Source organism: Glaciecola sp. HA4-3, from assembly GCF_055693685.1.
This window is the reverse complement of the sequence record NZ_CM146340.1, coordinates 1624731-1640472: the sequence shown is the minus strand read 5'-3', so window position 1 is coordinate 1640472 and position 15742 is coordinate 1624731. Positions and strand designations below refer to the sequence as shown.

Annotated in this window: 14 protein-coding genes and 3 pseudogenes; 9 read left to right on the top strand and 8 right to left on the bottom strand. The window is 38.4% G+C overall.

What is annotated here, in order from left to right; translation table 11 throughout:
* Window positions 1-15 precede the first annotated feature (15 nt).
* The 9 genes and pseudogenes from fabG to ACZ1G6_RS07785 all read left to right on the top strand — a co-directional run bounded on the left by fabG (window position 16) and on the right by ACZ1G6_RS07785 (window position 7505).
* A pseudogene (fabG, locus tag ACZ1G6_RS07825) lies at window positions 16-752 on the top strand (3-oxoacyl-ACP reductase FabG).
* A 210-nt stretch (window positions 753-962) separates the two neighbouring features.
* Window positions 963-1202, top strand: coding sequence for an acyl carrier protein (gene acpP / locus ACZ1G6_RS07820; RefSeq protein WP_472618771.1), 240 nt, complete (start codon window positions 963-965; stop codon window positions 1200-1202).
* A gap of 85 nt (window positions 1203-1287) precedes the next feature.
* Window positions 1288-2531: pseudogene (fabF, locus tag ACZ1G6_RS07815) on the top strand (beta-ketoacyl-ACP synthase II).
* A 97-nt stretch (window positions 2532-2628) separates the two neighbouring features.
* Entirely contained in the window at window positions 2629-3558 is a 930-nt protein-coding gene (gene pabC / locus ACZ1G6_RS07810) for an aminodeoxychorismate lyase (protein WP_472618770.1), read from the top strand.
* On the top strand, window positions 3555-4589 hold the full coding sequence (gene mltG, locus ACZ1G6_RS07805) for an endolytic transglycosylase MltG (protein ID WP_472618769.1): 1035 nt from the start codon (window positions 3555-3557) through the stop codon (window positions 4587-4589). The genes pabC and mltG overlap by 4 nt, the downstream gene beginning before the upstream one ends.
* Window positions 4590-4603: 14 nt before the next feature.
* Complete coding sequence (gene tmk, locus ACZ1G6_RS07800) at window positions 4604-5263, top strand: dTMP kinase (RefSeq protein WP_472618768.1); 660 nt, start codon at window positions 4604-4606, stop codon at window positions 5261-5263.
* The gene (gene holB, locus ACZ1G6_RS07795; RefSeq protein WP_472618767.1) at window positions 5251-6156 is read left to right on the top strand and encodes a DNA polymerase III subunit delta'; all 906 of its coding nucleotides are present in this window, start codon (window positions 5251-5253) and stop codon (window positions 6154-6156) included. Before tmk ends, holB begins: the two co-directional genes overlap by 13 nt.
* A gap of 16 nt (window positions 6157-6172) precedes the next feature.
* Complete coding sequence (locus ACZ1G6_RS07790) at window positions 6173-6946, top strand: TatD family hydrolase (protein WP_472618766.1); 774 nt, start codon at window positions 6173-6175, stop codon at window positions 6944-6946.
* A gap of 7 nt (window positions 6947-6953) precedes the next feature.
* Window positions 6954-7505, top strand: a complete 552-nt coding sequence (locus ACZ1G6_RS07785) for a pyridoxamine 5'-phosphate oxidase (protein ID WP_472618765.1) — start codon at window positions 6954-6956, stop codon at window positions 7503-7505.
* Between the two features lie 20 nt (window positions 7506-7525).
* On the opposite strand, the gene ACZ1G6_RS07780 is transcribed toward ACZ1G6_RS07785, so the two are convergent.
* The 8 genes and pseudogenes from ACZ1G6_RS07780 to ACZ1G6_RS07745 form a co-directional block, all read right to left on the bottom strand.
* Entirely contained in the window at window positions 7526-7723 is a 198-nt protein-coding gene (locus ACZ1G6_RS07780; protein WP_472618764.1) for a hypothetical protein, read from the bottom strand.
* A 104-nt stretch (window positions 7724-7827) separates the two neighbouring features.
* Window positions 7828-7989 carry a hypothetical protein gene (locus ACZ1G6_RS07775; RefSeq protein ID WP_472618763.1) on the bottom strand — a complete coding sequence of 54 codons (162 nt, stop codon included), beginning with the start codon at window positions 7987-7989 and terminating at the stop codon, window positions 7828-7830.
* Window positions 7990-8086: 97 nt separating this feature from the next.
* Complete coding sequence (locus ACZ1G6_RS07770; RefSeq protein WP_472618951.1) at window positions 8087-8518, bottom strand: protein-methionine-sulfoxide reductase heme-binding subunit MsrQ; 432 nt, start codon at window positions 8516-8518, stop codon at window positions 8087-8089.
* A 193-nt stretch (window positions 8519-8711) separates the two neighbouring features.
* Window positions 8712-9714, bottom strand: a pseudogene (gene msrP, locus ACZ1G6_RS07765) (protein-methionine-sulfoxide reductase catalytic subunit MsrP).
* Between the two features lie 89 nt (window positions 9715-9803).
* Window positions 9804-11105, bottom strand: a complete 1302-nt coding sequence (locus tag ACZ1G6_RS07760; protein WP_472618762.1) for an anti-phage deoxyguanosine triphosphatase — start codon at window positions 11103-11105, stop codon at window positions 9804-9806.
* 20 nt (window positions 11106-11125) lie between these two features.
* Window positions 11126-12157, bottom strand: a complete 1032-nt coding sequence (locus ACZ1G6_RS07755) for a PAS domain-containing protein (RefSeq protein WP_472618761.1) — start codon at window positions 12155-12157, stop codon at window positions 11126-11128.
* 70 nt (window positions 12158-12227) lie between these two features.
* A complete protein-coding gene (locus tag ACZ1G6_RS07750; protein ID WP_472618760.1) occupies window positions 12228-13658 on the bottom strand; it encodes a CheR family methyltransferase in 1431 nt (476 codons plus the stop codon).
* A 77-nt stretch (window positions 13659-13735) separates the two neighbouring features.
* Complete coding sequence (locus ACZ1G6_RS07745) at window positions 13736-15664, bottom strand: ATP-binding response regulator (RefSeq protein ID WP_472618759.1); 1929 nt, start codon at window positions 15662-15664, stop codon at window positions 13736-13738.
* Window positions 15665-15742 lie beyond the last annotated feature (78 nt).

Sequence of the window (15742 nt, the reverse complement as noted above, 5' to 3'; positions counted from 1 at the left end):
AAAAGGCTCAAATATATGTTTGATTTGAATGGAAAAGTTGCCTTGGTGACTGGTGCAAGTCGTGGGATTGGTAAAGCAATCGCACAACAGTTGGTAAGTCTTGGAGCAACGGTGATTGGCACTGCTACTAGCGACAATGGAGCACAAGCAATTAGTGATTATTTGGCGGATAGTGGCAAAGGCCTTAAGTTGAATGTTACTGATAAAGAAGAAGTTAATTCGGTTTTAAAAAACATCAGCGATGAGTTTGGCGCACCTGATATTCTAATTAACAATGCCGGTATTACACGCGACAACTTATTGATGCGCATGAAGGATGATGAATGGGATGATATTATTCATACTAATCTAACATCTGTGTTTACGCTCTCAAAAGCCGTTATGCGTGGTATGATGAAAAAAGGAATGGCCGTATTGTCAATATTGGTTCGGTCGTTGGCGCTACAGGCAATGGTGGACAAGCGAATTATGCCGCTGCTAAAGCTGGAGTTATTGGATTTACTAAATCTATGGCCAGAGAAATTGCGTCTAGAGGGATAACTGTTAATGTGGTCGCTCCTGGATTTATCGATACTGATATGACTAGAGGGCTAACAGATGAGCAAAAAGAAGCTATTTTTAAGGATATCCCTGCGAATAGGCTTGGTGACCCAAATGAAATAGCGGCTACGGTTGCATTTTTATGCAGTGATGCGGCAGCTTACATCACGGGTGAAACCATTCATGTGAATGGTGGAATGCATATGGCATAAGCAATAACTGATTTATATTTGACCAGATAGTAAGAAGCACTGGGCAGATCTAAAGTTGATATGTATCAAGTTTTGCCCAATAATATAGGCAAATAAGCAAAATACGTGGTTTGACCACATAAAAATTGATTGGATTGACTTGCATGCCGGAGATAAGGTCAATAAACTATCTCCGCTATTTTTTTTAGGTATTTAAAGGAAACCTGTAATATGAGTAACATCGAAGAACGCGTAAAGAAAATCATCATTGAGCAATTAGGCGTAAAAGAAGAAGAAGTAAAAGCAGAAGCTTCATTTGTGGATGATTTAGGTGCTGACTCGCTTGACACTGTAGAGTTGGTAATGGCGCTTGAAGAAGAATTTGATACGGAAATTCCTGACGAAGAAGCAGAGAAGATCACAACTGTTCAATCTGCAATAGATTACATTAACGCTAATAACGACGCGTAATTTTGATTTATTGAAAAACGGCTCTTTTGGGCCGTTTTTTTGTTTTTGTTATACTGCATTTTATTAAGGTCTTTTGGAGGCATAAGTGACAAAACGTCGCGTAGTAGTTACTGGATTGGGAATGATTACTCCCCTTGGAAACGATGTGGACTCAACCTGGGAAAATATCTTAGCGGGTAAAAGTGGTATCGCTGATATCACTATGTTTGATACTGAAAACTTTGCAACAAAAATTGCGGGTGAAGTAAAAGACTTTGACGCCCAAGCTTACATTCCAAAAAAAGAAACTAAAAAGATGGACCGTTTTATTCAATTGGGTGTTGCAGCGGGCATTCAAGCGCTACGCGATGCAGACATTACTGTAGATGAAAGCAATGCCTCTAGAATCGGTATCAGTATTGGATCTGGGATAGGGGGCTTGCCATTAATTGAAGAGAATCACTCTAAATTAATTAATAGTGGTCCGAAGCGAGTTTCTCCGTTTTTTGTTCCATCAACAATTACCAATATGATTTCGGGCTTTCTATCGATAATGGAAGGTTTAAAAGGCCCTAATTTAAACGTGGTTACCGCTTGTACAACAGGTGTTCATAATATCGGTATCGCAGCTAGAACGATTGCTTATGGAGATGCTGACGCGATGTTAGCTGGTGGCGCAGAAGCAACAATCACTCCTTTAGCATTTGCAGGATTTGGCTCTGCAAGAGCATTGTCCACTGCTAACGAGAATCCTCAAGCGGCAAGTCGTCCTTGGGATACAAACCGAGACGGGTTTGTAATGGGAGAAGGTGCGGGTGTCGTTATGCTTGAGGAGTATGAGTTCGCGAAAGCTCGAGGCGCACATATATATGCTGAAGTGTCTGGCTTTGGTATGAGTGGAGATGCGTTTCATATGACGTCACCTCCGGCCGATGGTGAAGGTGCTGCAGCGGCGATGCGCAACGCAATCAATGACGCGCAAGTCCCAGAGTCTTTAATAGGCTATATTAATGCGCACGGGACATCTACACCGGCTGGTGATATTGCTGAAGTCGCCGCAATTAAAAGTATTTTTGGTCAGCATGCCAGTGATATTAAAGTAAGTTCAACTAAGTCTATGATTGGTCATTTGTTAGGGGCAGCTGGCTCAGTTGAGGCTATATTTACGATCTTAGCGTTGCGGGACCAAATGGCGCCTCCAACCATTAATTTGGATGAGCCTATGGTGAAGGTTGTGATTTGGATTTTGTGGCTCATAAAGCCAGTTCATTTAACGCTAAACATGCTCTGTGTAACTCCTTTGGTTTTGGTGGTACAAATGGCTCATTGCTTTTCTCAAGCCCCAAATAAATCACAAGAATCTAGTTAATACAGTGGGTTTTTGATACATTAAGTGAAGCTAATTTAGCTTCACTTAATATGCGGGTTTAACGTGATCAGGACTTGTATGTCATCGCTTTCTTATGTTTTTCTACAAAACAACTGTACAACACCAAACCAGCAATCTGTTTTACTTGGCGATACCATTGATGCTAGCATTTCCTTTTCTGATCGCGCCTTAAATTATGGTGATGCTTGTTTCACCACGATTTACACACACAAAGCTCAATGCTTTTTACTTGAACAGCATATTGAACGCCTTCATTATGATAGTGAGCGTCTTTTTTTCAATTTAGATAAACGTGATGTATACACTCATGCTGTTAAAGGAATCAAGCAACTATACTCACAGTTAGCAAATTCCAAACGTCACAATGCGTATACTTTCAAAATTCTCTTGAGTCGAGGTATCGGCGATCGAGGCTATGCGATACCTAAAAACACACAAGCAAGTATGATTATTAGTATGCACAATGGTAAGCCAAACTGGGAACAAGAGTGTAGTGTATTAAGTTCGATTGATGTGGGAATATCCTCACTTAGGCTTGCTAGCCAACCTTTACTAGCGGGTCTTAAACATGCCAATAGGCTAGAACAAGTGATCGCAAAACATGAGCTTGACCAACGTCATGATATTGAGGATGTTTTATTATTAGACGGTATCGGCAATTTAATTGAAGCTAGTGCTGCCAATGTTTTTATATATCGAAATAATCGCTGGGAAACACCAGTACTAGAACAATGTGGCGTTAACGGCGTTATGCGTAACTTTGCGCTGAGGGTTTTAACCGAAAAAAATATTGAAATTCAGGTGTCTACTATTCATTTGAGTCAATTTAACGAAATTTCAGCTATGTTTCTATGCAATGCACTTTCGTTTATACCTATAAAATGTTTGATTACTGATGATGAATCGCGAAACTTAAATGTAAGCGAAACACACGATACTTTTAAATTAATTCAAGCCGCACTTAAAAAGGAATTTTTACCATTATGAAAAGACTACTGATATTTGGTTTTTTACTTCTATTTTTTTGTGTGTGCGCTGGCATTGCTTTACTTTTTTTAAAAGTGGAAAAAATTGATTCACTTAACTTACAAAACAAAGATGTGATTCAAATTGTAGTAAAACCTGGACAAAGCATATACCGTGTCAAACAAGAACTCAGTCAATATGCCCAAATAGATTCCTTTAGCTTTAAAGTCTGGCTTAGGTTTAATCCTGAAATTGTCAGTGTTCAAGCTGGTTATTATGAAATACCACAACATGCGTCATTTTCTGAAGTGCTTAACATGATGGCGCAAGGAAGAGTAAAGCAGTTTCAAATAACCTTAGTCGAAGGACAAACGATAAAACAGTGGTATAAAACATTAAGTGATCAAACACATTTAAAACAGGATCTTCCTGATATTAAAGACTTATATGCTACTTTAGTCAGGTCACAACAAAGCTTTTGTTACAATGACTATCAAAGTATCGAAGGTTGTTTATTGCCTAATACATATAATTATACCTTCGGTAGTTCAGCAATGAGCATTGTTCAAAGAGCATTCATCGCGATGCAAGACACTGTTGAGTCCATATGGCCTACTCGTTTTGAGGATATTCCTATCCAGAGTCAATATGATTCTTTGATACTTGCTTCAATCATTGAAAAAGAGACCGCTATTGAAGAAGAAAGAGGAGAAATAGCGGGCGTATTTGTGAATCGTTTGGAGAAAAACATGCGTTTGCAAACAGATCCTACTGTCATTTATGGCGTAGGCGATGCCTATGATGGGGATATAACAAGGGCTCACCTGAGAACTCGTACACCTTACAACACATATATCATAAAGGGGCTCCCTATAACGCCTATTGCAATGCCAAGCCAAGCGTCTATTATTGCAAGCCTACAGCCGGATATTACTGACGCACTTTATTTTGTTGCAACAGGTGATGGCGGGCACTATTTTTCAAACTCGTTACAAGAGCACAATCGTGCAGTACAGCGTTATTTGCAAAGACGCAAAGAACAAGGCTTTTAATGCAGGAGAATAAATTGAAAGCAGCTTTTATCGTAGTTGAAGGGCTTGAAGGAGCAGGGAAAACTAGCGTTATAGATGTCATTAAAACCTATTTGTTATCAAAAGGTCATGACGTAATTTGTACAAGAGAGCCTGACGGTACGCCAATGGCTGAAGCAATCAGAGAATGCGTCAAAGCAGATTGGACGGGCGAAGAAGTTGCACAAGAAACAGAACTGTTATTAATGTATGCAGCAAGAAAGCAGCTTGTCCACAACGTTATTACCCCTGCGTTAAATAAGGGGACTTTTGTGATAGGTGATAGACATAATTTATCATCTATTGCTTATCAAGGAGGAGGCAGACAAATAAGTCTTACGACTCTAGATGCGCTAAAACAATTGTCTTTGGGGGATTTTGTACCAGATTTTACAATTTATATGGACATTGAGCCAACGTTAGGTCTACAACGAGCTAAAGGCAGGGGAGAGCTCGATAGAATCGAAAGTGCCGGTTTAGCGTTTTTTAATAGAGCAAGGCAGACTTATTTAACTGAAATTAAAAAGTTATCTGCTCAACAAAATAGCGTTGGTTTTCCCTTAGCTTGCTCAGTTGACGCTAGCCAAACTATTCATGAGGTTGCTTGTGCAGTTAATGCACAAATCGATAAGTGGTATCAATCGTGCAAATACTAAATAGAGTTTGGTTACAAGAACACTACGATAGCTTGGCTAAACGAAGTCAAGATAACAGTCTACATCACGCTATTCTTTTGGTTTGTGATAAGGGTGTAGGACAAGATGAATTGTTGATGGCATTAGCAAAAAACCTACTGTGTAAAACACTAACAGCATGTGGTCATTGTAAGTCTTGTATGTTGGTTGATGCATATTCGCATCCAGATTTTGTTCAGATTGAGAGTGAGAAACCAAGCATTGGTGTAGATTTGATTAGAAAGGCTAGCGAGTTTGTTAACACAAGATCTCAACTACTTGGAAACAAAGTAGTAATGATCCAAGACATTGAAAAGATGACGGAGTCTGCAAGCAATGCTTTATTAAAAACATTAGAAGAGCCTTCAGAAAACACTTACTTAATTTTGTCGACTACACAAATGAGAGCATTGTTACCGACTATCACTAGCCGGTGTGAGAAGATTCGCATTAACTTACCATCGGCTAAGGTGTGCTTAAATTGGCTTGGTCAACATACTAACGAGAAAGTGACTGAGAAAGGCTTAATTGCCTACGGTAACTCTCCTATCGATTACTTGTCGGCTTTAAATATAAAAGAACTTAGTCACGATGTATTTGTAAACGACATGAAATCATTTGAGGCAACAAAGATCTCAAGTATTGATTTGGCGAAAAAATGGCAATCTCAAACCCAGTACTTCATGAAATGGCTATATCAATTAATTATTGCACAAACAATGAGTGATCAAATGGATGTTACAGTCGTAAATACCACTGATTATGTATTAAAAATAGTGTCTAACGCCAGCAAGAGCGCAGAAAGAGCGGGCATAAATAAACAATTGTTAATACAAACTACCTTAAACAAAGTCAATAACAGTAAGATATTATAGATTAAGAGGAATATCAGTGTTTATAGATTCACACTGTCACTTAGATAGAATTGAAATAGATGGCTTAAGCCTTGATGAAATAGTCAAGAATGCAAACGACAATAAAGTGGAGCATATGTTGTGTGTATCGGTTTCAGTGCGTGAATTTGAACAAATGAAAAGCCGAGTAGCGAAATATCCAAATGTGTCTATGTCTTGTGGTGTGCATCCTTTGCATCAAGAAGATGCTTGTGACTTTGAAAGTTTAATGGCATGTGTTTCTCAACGTGATGTGGTGGCGGTTGGCGAAACAGGTCTTGATTATCATTACAGCTCACAGACAAAAGAAACACAGTTGCAATCGTTTGTTGATCACATTAAAGCGGCCAATCAGGTAAACAAGCCACTAATTATTCATACTAGGCAGGCACAAACAGATACTTTAGACTTACTTAAACGACATTATGAACCGAGCACTGGCGCTGTACTTCATTGCTTTACAGAGAGTCTTGACATGGCAAAAGCTGCTATGGAAATGGGGATCTATATATCTATTTCAGGCATTGTCACATTTAAATCGGCATCAGAACTTCAAGAGACTGTGAAGCAAATACCACTTGATAAACTACTGATAGAAACTGATTCACCATGGTTAGCGCCTGTTCCATATCGAGGGCAAATTAATCAACCCAAACATGTGGTAGATGTTGCTAGGTTTATTGCTGAACTTAAAGGGACTTCTATCGAAGAAATAGCGTCAACTACTCGAGAAAATTTTTATCGATTGTTTACTCAAGTGAATAAGGCATAACGAACACGTGACTTCTTTTCCTCAGTGGCGTCAAGCTCTAGTTAAAAGTTTGCACTTGTCTCGTAGTAAGCCAGAGTCAAAATTTTTCCAAGTTGCTAGTGTATCTTTAACCGGCTTGCCACAAAATAGAACGATGGTTTTTCGAGGGTTTTGTGAAGACTCACTAAATTTAACGGCGATTACGGATGTTAGAAGCGATAAAATCAGTGACTGGGCTTCTCAAGCTAAGGCGCAAATTTGTTGGTACTTTGTAAAAACAAGAGAGCAATATAGAATTGATTGTGACATTGTTGTTCATTCGTACGAAACAGTAGAGGCTAAAAGCGCATGGAATAAACTTTCAGATAGCGCAAAAGCTCAATTTTACTGGCCCACCCCAAAAGCAAATAAAACAGCGCAAGCTGAACCCATAAACTCCAACGGCATCAGTGAATATTTTAGCTTAGTTATATTTATCCCTAAAAAAGTTGATTACCTTCACCTTAAAACAAACCCACAAACACGAATAATTAGTCAACTTAAGAATAATATCTGGTCTGAACATTCAGTTAATCCTTAAGGAAGGAAGTATTGTAGTGTTTAAAGTTGCCCTGCTAATCGCTCGTTATTAAACATATATGCTTGCTTAGCATTTAATAACTCTGTATCTGTTCTTGCTTGTAGCAATCGAATTAGAGACATTTGTTCATCACTAAAATGCGCATCAAAGTAAATGTATTCACAGTTCCCCGCTATTAATAAAGCTTGAATAACTTTCAGCTGAGCATCAGCATACATTTTTTCATGTGTGTCTAGCGAATCACGAGCGCTTGGATTTATTAATTTTTTACAATCAATCTTTATATGGCGATAATTGGTGGTGCTAAAATGGTAATTCCTACTTAGGTTACATATCCAGCCCTTTTTTTCCCTTTACTAAATGGTAAGACATTTGATTGAGAAAAACCAAAATGTAAGGATGTCCCTTTCATTGATATCTTGTTGTTAGTAAAACTGTCCGATGTAGTTTGCGGGAATAGCGATGTAATTGCATTAACATTCATATTTAGCTCTTTATTCAATCGTATTTTAAATAAGTTATACAGTATTTTATACAGTGTATGGATATACAGTAATACTGTGTATAAAGTTTTGCAAGGCTTATTTAAAAATTTTTTTGATAAAAGCTTTTCTACTCATTAGTAATAGGGCACTTAAGCCAATATAAATATATGGTTCGATTTCACTGGATTTTATTGACCATAAAAAATGCAGACAAGCTAATATTAGCGCTATAAATATCCAGTTATGCAAATTTTGCCAATTGCTTCCCATTCTACGTTTTGCGCTTTGTGACGATGTCATTAGCAAACTTGAGAGTATTACTAAGGCTACAAAGCCTACAGTAATATAGGGGCGTTTGATTATTTCACTTGCAATTAAAGACCATTCAAACTGCAATTCAAAAGCAATATAAACCATTAAATGTGAAAGGGCATAAATCGCTGAGTAAACACCTAGTGTTTTGCGTAGTGCTATAAGTTGCACAAATTTAAACCAGCGACTTAGTGGGGCTATTATTAGACACAGCAACAAAAGATTAAAGGAACCAATCCCGGTGAAATCTATTAAATATTGAACCGGATCACCTATGATAATGAGCCATAAACACTGGCATAAAAAACGTAAATTAAATACATTAAAGCGATGCCGTGGATACTGTATCGTAAGCTTGTGATAACGCTTGTAGGCGTTCTAATTACGCGCTTTGGCCGAAGGCTTATCATTAGTAATTGACTTTTAGGTTCATACCTTTATACAAATCAGCCACCTCAGGGTAACCGTTAAACATTTGGGTCGCGATTCGGTCTTGGTCAAATACACTACTGCCCATAATACGTCGCTCACGAGCCTGTGACCATCTTGGATGATCGACCGTCGGATTAACATTTGCGTAAAAGCCATATTCACTTGGGATTAGGATATTCCAAGAGGTGGGAGGCTGCTTCTCAACTAACTTAATGTTGACTAGAGACTTGATACTTTTAAAGCCGTATTTCCATGGACTAACTAACCTGATAGGTGCGCCATTTTGAGGAGGTAATGTTTTACCGTACATACCGACGCTTAAGAAACTAAGTGGATGCATTGCTTCGTCTAGACGCAAGCCTTCGACATATGGATAATCAACACCTCCACCTACAAATCGACTGCGTTGACCTTAGCATTTGCTGAGGGTCATAAATCGTGGAAAATGCAACATATTTAGCTTTGCTTAGAGGTCTAGCTTTGGCAATGATTTGACCTAGTTCAAATCCAATCCAAGGAATAACCATCGACCAAGCTTCTACACACCGAAGTCGATAAATTCGTTCTTGAAGGTTAAATTGACTAAATAAATCGTCATACGACAGCGTAATTGGATTCTCGACTAAGCCATCTATGGTGAAAGTCCAAGGGTTCACTTTAAAGTCTTGAGAATTTTCTTTTGGATCAGATTTGCTAGTGCCAAATTCATAAAAGTTATTGTAACTAGTGGCGATGGCCTCAGGTGTTTGTTTAGCGTTAAGTGTGTCTTTGGTAAATTCCAAATCTCTTGTTTTAAACACCGCTTCGTCGTCATTGGAAAACCAAGAAAAAGGGTTAGCATTTGCTTGTGAGCTTGCTATTAAGCCTGCGGCTCCAACAAACCCCATGTTTTTGAGTAACTGCCTTCTATTTTTATATACGTTCTCGTCAGTAACCTGACTTTCGGTGGCGTGATGTTTATTAGGCGTTTTAATGATCATAAGGCGTCCTGATAATGATGAAATACCGCATGAAAAACGTTATTTCTAGTCTATTGATACTAGACCGTTACAAGAGCCTAAATCTTGCACTATACCCCTAAACTATTAAACGGTTGAGTCTTGGGCAGGAAAAGATTTGCATACATGCGATTTGCGTATTCATCAGTCATACCCGATATATAGTCGCTTATCACTCTAAACTGTTGTGCTTCGCTTTGTGCTTGTTGCCACCGACTAGCAGTATTAATAGGCAATAAACGAATAGGCTCACTTGAAAAGGCATCAAATAGAGACATCACAATTTGTTGACCTTTATACCTTATTAGTTGTATATCAGGTTTTTTGATCACGTATTTGAAGACAAAAAGTTTGCAAGTGTTGAGAGCAGTTTCCACTTCAATGGGAAGCCTTGCATAATAATCTATAATAGGCTCTTCAAATATGTCTTTTTTGTCAATAAATATGGCTGTAATAAAGGCATTGACCATTGCACCAATAGCATTTTTGCGAATGTAGGCTGTTTGGTTAAATAGCTGCGACTGTAAGTTATCTATTTGGTCACTAAGGCCTTTAATGTGAAGTTCCCTGATAACATGAGTCACTTCTTGCTCAAAAGCTGATTCAGTAACTAGATTCATTACAATAGCGTCTTCTAGGTCATGCACCGCATAAGCGATATCATCCGCCAGCTCCATAATTGAGCAATCAATGGACTTATGCATGGTCTTGGCGTGCTTATCTTCATGGCTTTCATAGACCATGAAATTTGTTTTGTCGTCAACACTTAATGGTGCTAGCACCCAATCAAATACGTCTCTTTCTGACTCAAACAATGCTTTTGGTGGGTGCCATAAATCCGATTTTACTTGTGAAAAACGTTCGCTTTTTTCAGGCGTGCATAGGGGGTTGTTTAATATGGGCATATAATTAGGGTATTTTACAACACCCAATAAAGACCTTCTAGCAAGGTTCATCCCATGGTCTTTTGAATATGCCTCAAGTCGGCTCAAAATACGGAAGGTCTGTCCATTGCCTTCAAATCCTCCATAATCTTGCATCATATAATGAAGTGCAATTTCACCACCATGCCCAAAAGGTGGGTGACCAATATCATGTGCTAGGCAAATTGCTTCAATCAACTGTTGGTCAATACTTAGTTTGCTGCATAATTCGCGCTGAGTATGCCAAAGTTGAGCGGCAATACCCGTGCCAATTTGGGCCGCTTCTAGGCTATGGGTTAAGCGTGTCCTAAAAAAATCACTAACGCCCACCCCAACTATTTGTGTTTTCGCTTGTAAGCGCCTAAACGACGGACTATGCATAATACGAGCTTTATCTCGCTGATATGCATTTCTTTGGTCACCGTCATCTCGACTAGTTCGTTGTGTCAAGCGTGCCGTCCAGACCGACACTAAGACATTTTCTCACGCATAGATATAACGACGCCTTGATTATCTTTCCCGATTGAGTAAGGGCTAATAGACATTTCAATGCCTTTGGTATCCTCAAACTCAACAGTTGTATAATACGACTTACCATCGGTATTCACTCTATCGACTATCTCATGAACGTCATCCATTTTAAATTTCAAAGAGAGGTCGTGAAATGGGCGATCCAAATCGAAGTCCATAATGTTGATGTAATTGCGAATCGGCCTAGTGTAACGTCTAATATTTAAATCACCGTCTAAGAAGAGTACCGCTAGGTCAGTGGCATTTAATAGGTTTTCTAAGTCATTATTGGTATCGGTCAATTCAATTATTTTTTGTTGGTACTCCGAGTTAACCGTATAAAGTTCTTCATTAACCGACTGCAACTCTTCATTGGTCGATTGTAACTCTTCATTGGCGGCCATTAACTCTTCGTTGGACGTTTGTAGCTCTTCACTAGTTGAATCTAGGTCCTCTAGTGCTTCTCGATACATCCGCTGGCATTCAACATACGCCGTTTCTAGCTCAATAATTCGTTGTTGAGTTTGTTCATCGGGCGAATAGATTGCAATATCTGTATCCTTATCATCACCTTGGATATCTTTAACAAAACTCAAGGCAATGTAGCGTTCAGCCGCATATTCGTCTAAAAAACTAAATGATGATATCGAGTATTTGATATCGTCATGCTCTACGACATTGCTCATAATAACTTTATGACCTTCTCTGAGCACTTCATGAGCGGCCGATAGCACGCTACTTACAATATCCGAGCGAACAATTTCTGAAATATCATTTGTTACTTCGCCAGGGCGGAGTTTCTCGGTAAACGTAGATGTATCACCGTAGGTATAAACAACTTGTAGCTTAGGGTTAAGTACAAAAGTTGGTGGAATATATTGGTCTTGTAATTGTTCCAAACCAACTGATCTTGTTTTTGTTTTTGCGCGCTGTTTATTAATTCGATCAACAAATTGAGGAATACTTTTTAGCTCATAGCCACTGCGTTTCAATCCATTTGATGAGATCTGAGCAATAGGAATACGCGCTTCACTTTTCTTTTGATAAATCCTATTTGATGGGTCAATAGTTGGAAAATAACTCGCAAATTTGCCTTAGCGATTCAGAACTACCTAACACTAAAAATCCATCTTTAACTAGAGAAAAGTGGAAAAATGCCATGGCTTTTTGCTGAGCAGGTTGCTGAAAATAAATAAGTGAATTACGGCAACTTACCAAATCCATATTTGAAAAAGGGGGATCTTCTATCATGTTATGTATCGCAAACACTACATTTTTTCGTAGCTCTTTACTAACTTGATATTCGCTATCGCTAAGCTGATTAAAGTAACGGGACAAATACTCTGGTGGTAATTCATCACTAATACTAGAGGGATATATACCATTACCTGCATAGCCAATGGCGACTTCATCAATATCACTTGCAAATACTTTGATGGTGCGTTCAACGTCAAGTTCTCTACAAACGGCGTCAAATAGCATTGCAATGGAATAGGGCTCTTCACCCGTAGAACAGCCTGCACACCAAATGCGTATCGCTTGGCCGGGCGGCACTTTATTAATTAAGGGAATAATGACATCTGTTTTTAGTGTTGCCCACATTTCGCGATCGCGAAAAAACCGAGTCACGCCGATTAATAAGTCTTGTTTTACTAATTCAATTTCTTCTTTATTGTTTTGCAGATATTCCCAATATTCGCTTAACGACACCATATTATTAATGCTAATACGGTGTTTAATGCGCCTTGATACCGTAGACTCTTTATATGCCTTAAAGTCTAAACCGGTCAAATCTTGAATAAGAATTAAAATCTTTCGCAAAACATCAGTATTTTGTGACAAATGATATTTAAACGTTTCACTTTCTGCACTAGCTAAAGGATGAGATATGTAGTTCTTAATATATTCAGGCATTTCAGCGGTGTTCAATACAAAGTCCACTGCACCTGTGCCTATTGCATTTTGCGGCATACCATTAAATTGCGCTTCATTCGGGTCTTGAGCTATCACTAATGCACCCATTTCTTTAAGTGCAACTATTCCGCGACACCCATCTGAACCAGTGCCTGACAAAATAATGCCTACGATGCCTATTTCGAGATCATGCGCAAGGTTGGTGAAAATAGCGTTAATGGGCAAATTGATTCGATTTTCTTTGGGTAAGTCAGAAAGTTGGACTTTGTTGTCAACAATCCTAAGTAAGGTACCAGCAGGCACTAGATACACCGTGTTAGCAACAAGTTGTTGACTGTCTTGTGCTTGAAGCACTGGCATATTGGTGTATTTAGACAAAAGCTGATCCATCATACTTTTGAAATCAGGTGATAGATGCTGTATTACGATATACGCACAACCTAACTCATCATCAACGGCGTTAAAAAAGCTTTCTAGCGCCTCTAGCCCGCCCGCTGAGACACCTATGGCAACAGCATGTGTTGGTTTATCGGAGTTATTTTCAACGGAAGAAATATTATTTTTATTTTCACTACTCATTTACTTTTCCAGCACCTTAGAGCTTGCGTGTCCATTATAAATCAACACGATAAATTGCATAAATTGATTCGAACCGTCTATTTGCTTAACAAACGGGTTAATAATTGGTACAGCACGTCATATTGTATAGGAGTTTCAATTACATGATTAAATCCTAAATTCAGCAAATGCTTCTTTGCTTCAACACCTACATTAGCGCTAAGAGCAATAATAGGCAAGTGGGTATTTTCTTGCCTTATTTTACGGCAAACTTCCTGTGCGGCAAGTGGAGATGATACAAGATCTAATATAAGTAGGTCTATATCAGAATTTTTACGATAATAAGTCAGTGCTTGTGCTTCATCTTGCATAGTAATTAATTCTGCATTACTGGGCATCAGTAGTTGTTTTATCACGGCGCAAGATGAGCGAATTGCTTCGCCTAGTAGAATGCGTTTTCCATTTAATTCAGGGACAAGCTGGTGCGTGGCAATGTGCTGTGATAGTTGTATGCTTGGCATGGGTAGCTCAACTGTAAATATTGATCCCTTACCTAAAATTGAATTAACACTGAGGGCGCCCCCAAGTAGGTCGACTAAATGTCGAGTAATAGCTAAGCCAAGTCCAGCTCCTCGGTATGCGCGGGTATTTGAATCATCGATTTGTTTAAACGCTTCAAATATACCTGATACTTGATTATTGGGAATGCCGATACCCGTATCATAAACACCAATAGTGATAGCATCCACTGTACCATTGAGAGATATTTTTATTTCACCATGTTGAGTGAATTTGACAGCATTAGATATTAAGTTGTCAAGAATTTGAGCAAGTTTATTGGCGTCACCAACGCGCTTGGTATTTAGTGAGTCATCAAAAACACAATGAAGTCTTACCCCTTTTGATAGCTCTTTCTCATATTTGGCAATTGACTTATTTAGCAGTTGTACTAGATCGATATTTATCGATTCTAATGTCGATACATTGTTATTTAATCTTGACATATCAAGGACGTTATTAACGACGGCCAACAAATCATTTGATGATTCATTTGCGATGGCAATAAGCCGATTAGTCTGCTCGTCAAAACAAGTATTACTAAGTATCTGCAAGGCCCCCATAAGTGCGTTCATTGGTGTTTTTAGCTCGTGCCCCAAATTAGCAATGATAGTCTTTCGAGTCGCATCAACTTCATTTGCATAAAGCGCATGTTTTTGTGCAATGGTAGCTTGTTCCAACAATGCATGATTGCTTAATTCAAATTCGGTAATGTCGATGCAAGTTCCTACAATACGAGACAACTTACCATATTTATTAATGTAGCACTTTGCTTGAAGTTTAATATGCTTTGTATTGCCCAAAGGGCTTAATATTCTAAATGAAAAATCAAGCAGCTTTTCAATTGAGACATCACGTCGAATGTTATCAAAGGTGTTGATAAATTTTTCTTTATCGTTTGGATGTACAATTTTTATCCAGTCTTCAAAGCGCATTCCTTTTTTAGTACCTTCATTTTCAAATAAAAAGTACATGGCTTCATCCCAATACAAAATATTATCTTTGACTGTATAGTCCCACGTACCTGTACTAGAAGCTTGTAAGGCAAGTGCCATTCGATCATTGTAATAATGTGATTTTTGTGCAATTTCAAATGCATTGGTAACGTCTTGAATTACGGTGATTCTTTCATTCAATTCACCATGAAGAACGATAAATTCAACATGAATCCTAACCCAACGTTCAGTACTGAAACTGTTGGTGACAGGCACTTGTATCTCAAAATTCTTTGCACTTTGCTCATGTTTAATAATGTGAGTTTCGATAAGCTTACTAGTATGTTCTGAAAAGCAAGGAATATCCCATTCATTGGCTGGGATGTCACAATTTAGAGGAAGTTTTAAAAGCTGATACAAGTTAGGAGACCATGTCATGGTATTATTTGCATACGCATATCGAATTGTTCCAGTATTTGTGACTTTTTCGATTAAAACATTTTGTCTATTCGTGGCCAAATATTGATTAGGCATACATAACGAATCCTTTAGGTATTTTGCTTGAGGATAAAACTACAGTTATTAAAGTGTAGTCTAAAATTCAGAAGCCAC

Coding starts and splice junctions, on each gene's coding strand:
- ACZ1G6_RS07750 (WP_472618760.1), bottom strand. CDS start 13,658: ATGAGTAGTGAAAATAAAAATAATATTTCTTCCGTTGAAAATAACTCC.
- mltG (WP_472618769.1), top strand. CDS start 3,555: ATGAAAAGACTACTGATATTTGGTTTTTTACTTCTATTTTTTTGTGTG.
- ACZ1G6_RS07745 (WP_472618759.1), bottom strand. CDS start 15,664: ATGCCTAATCAATATTTGGCCACGAATAGACAAAATGTTTTAATCGAA.
- pabC (WP_472618770.1), top strand. CDS start 2,629: ATGTCATCGCTTTCTTATGTTTTTCTACAAAACAACTGTACAACACCA.
- ACZ1G6_RS07775 (WP_472618763.1), bottom strand. CDS start 7,989: ATGAATGTTAATGCAATTACATCGCTATTCCCGCAAACTACATCGGAC.
- acpP (WP_472618771.1), top strand. CDS start 963: ATGAGTAACATCGAAGAACGCGTAAAGAAAATCATCATTGAGCAATTA.
- ACZ1G6_RS07780 (WP_472618764.1), bottom strand. CDS start 7,723: ATGTATGCTGATGCTCAGCTGAAAGTTATTCAAGCTTTATTAATAGCG.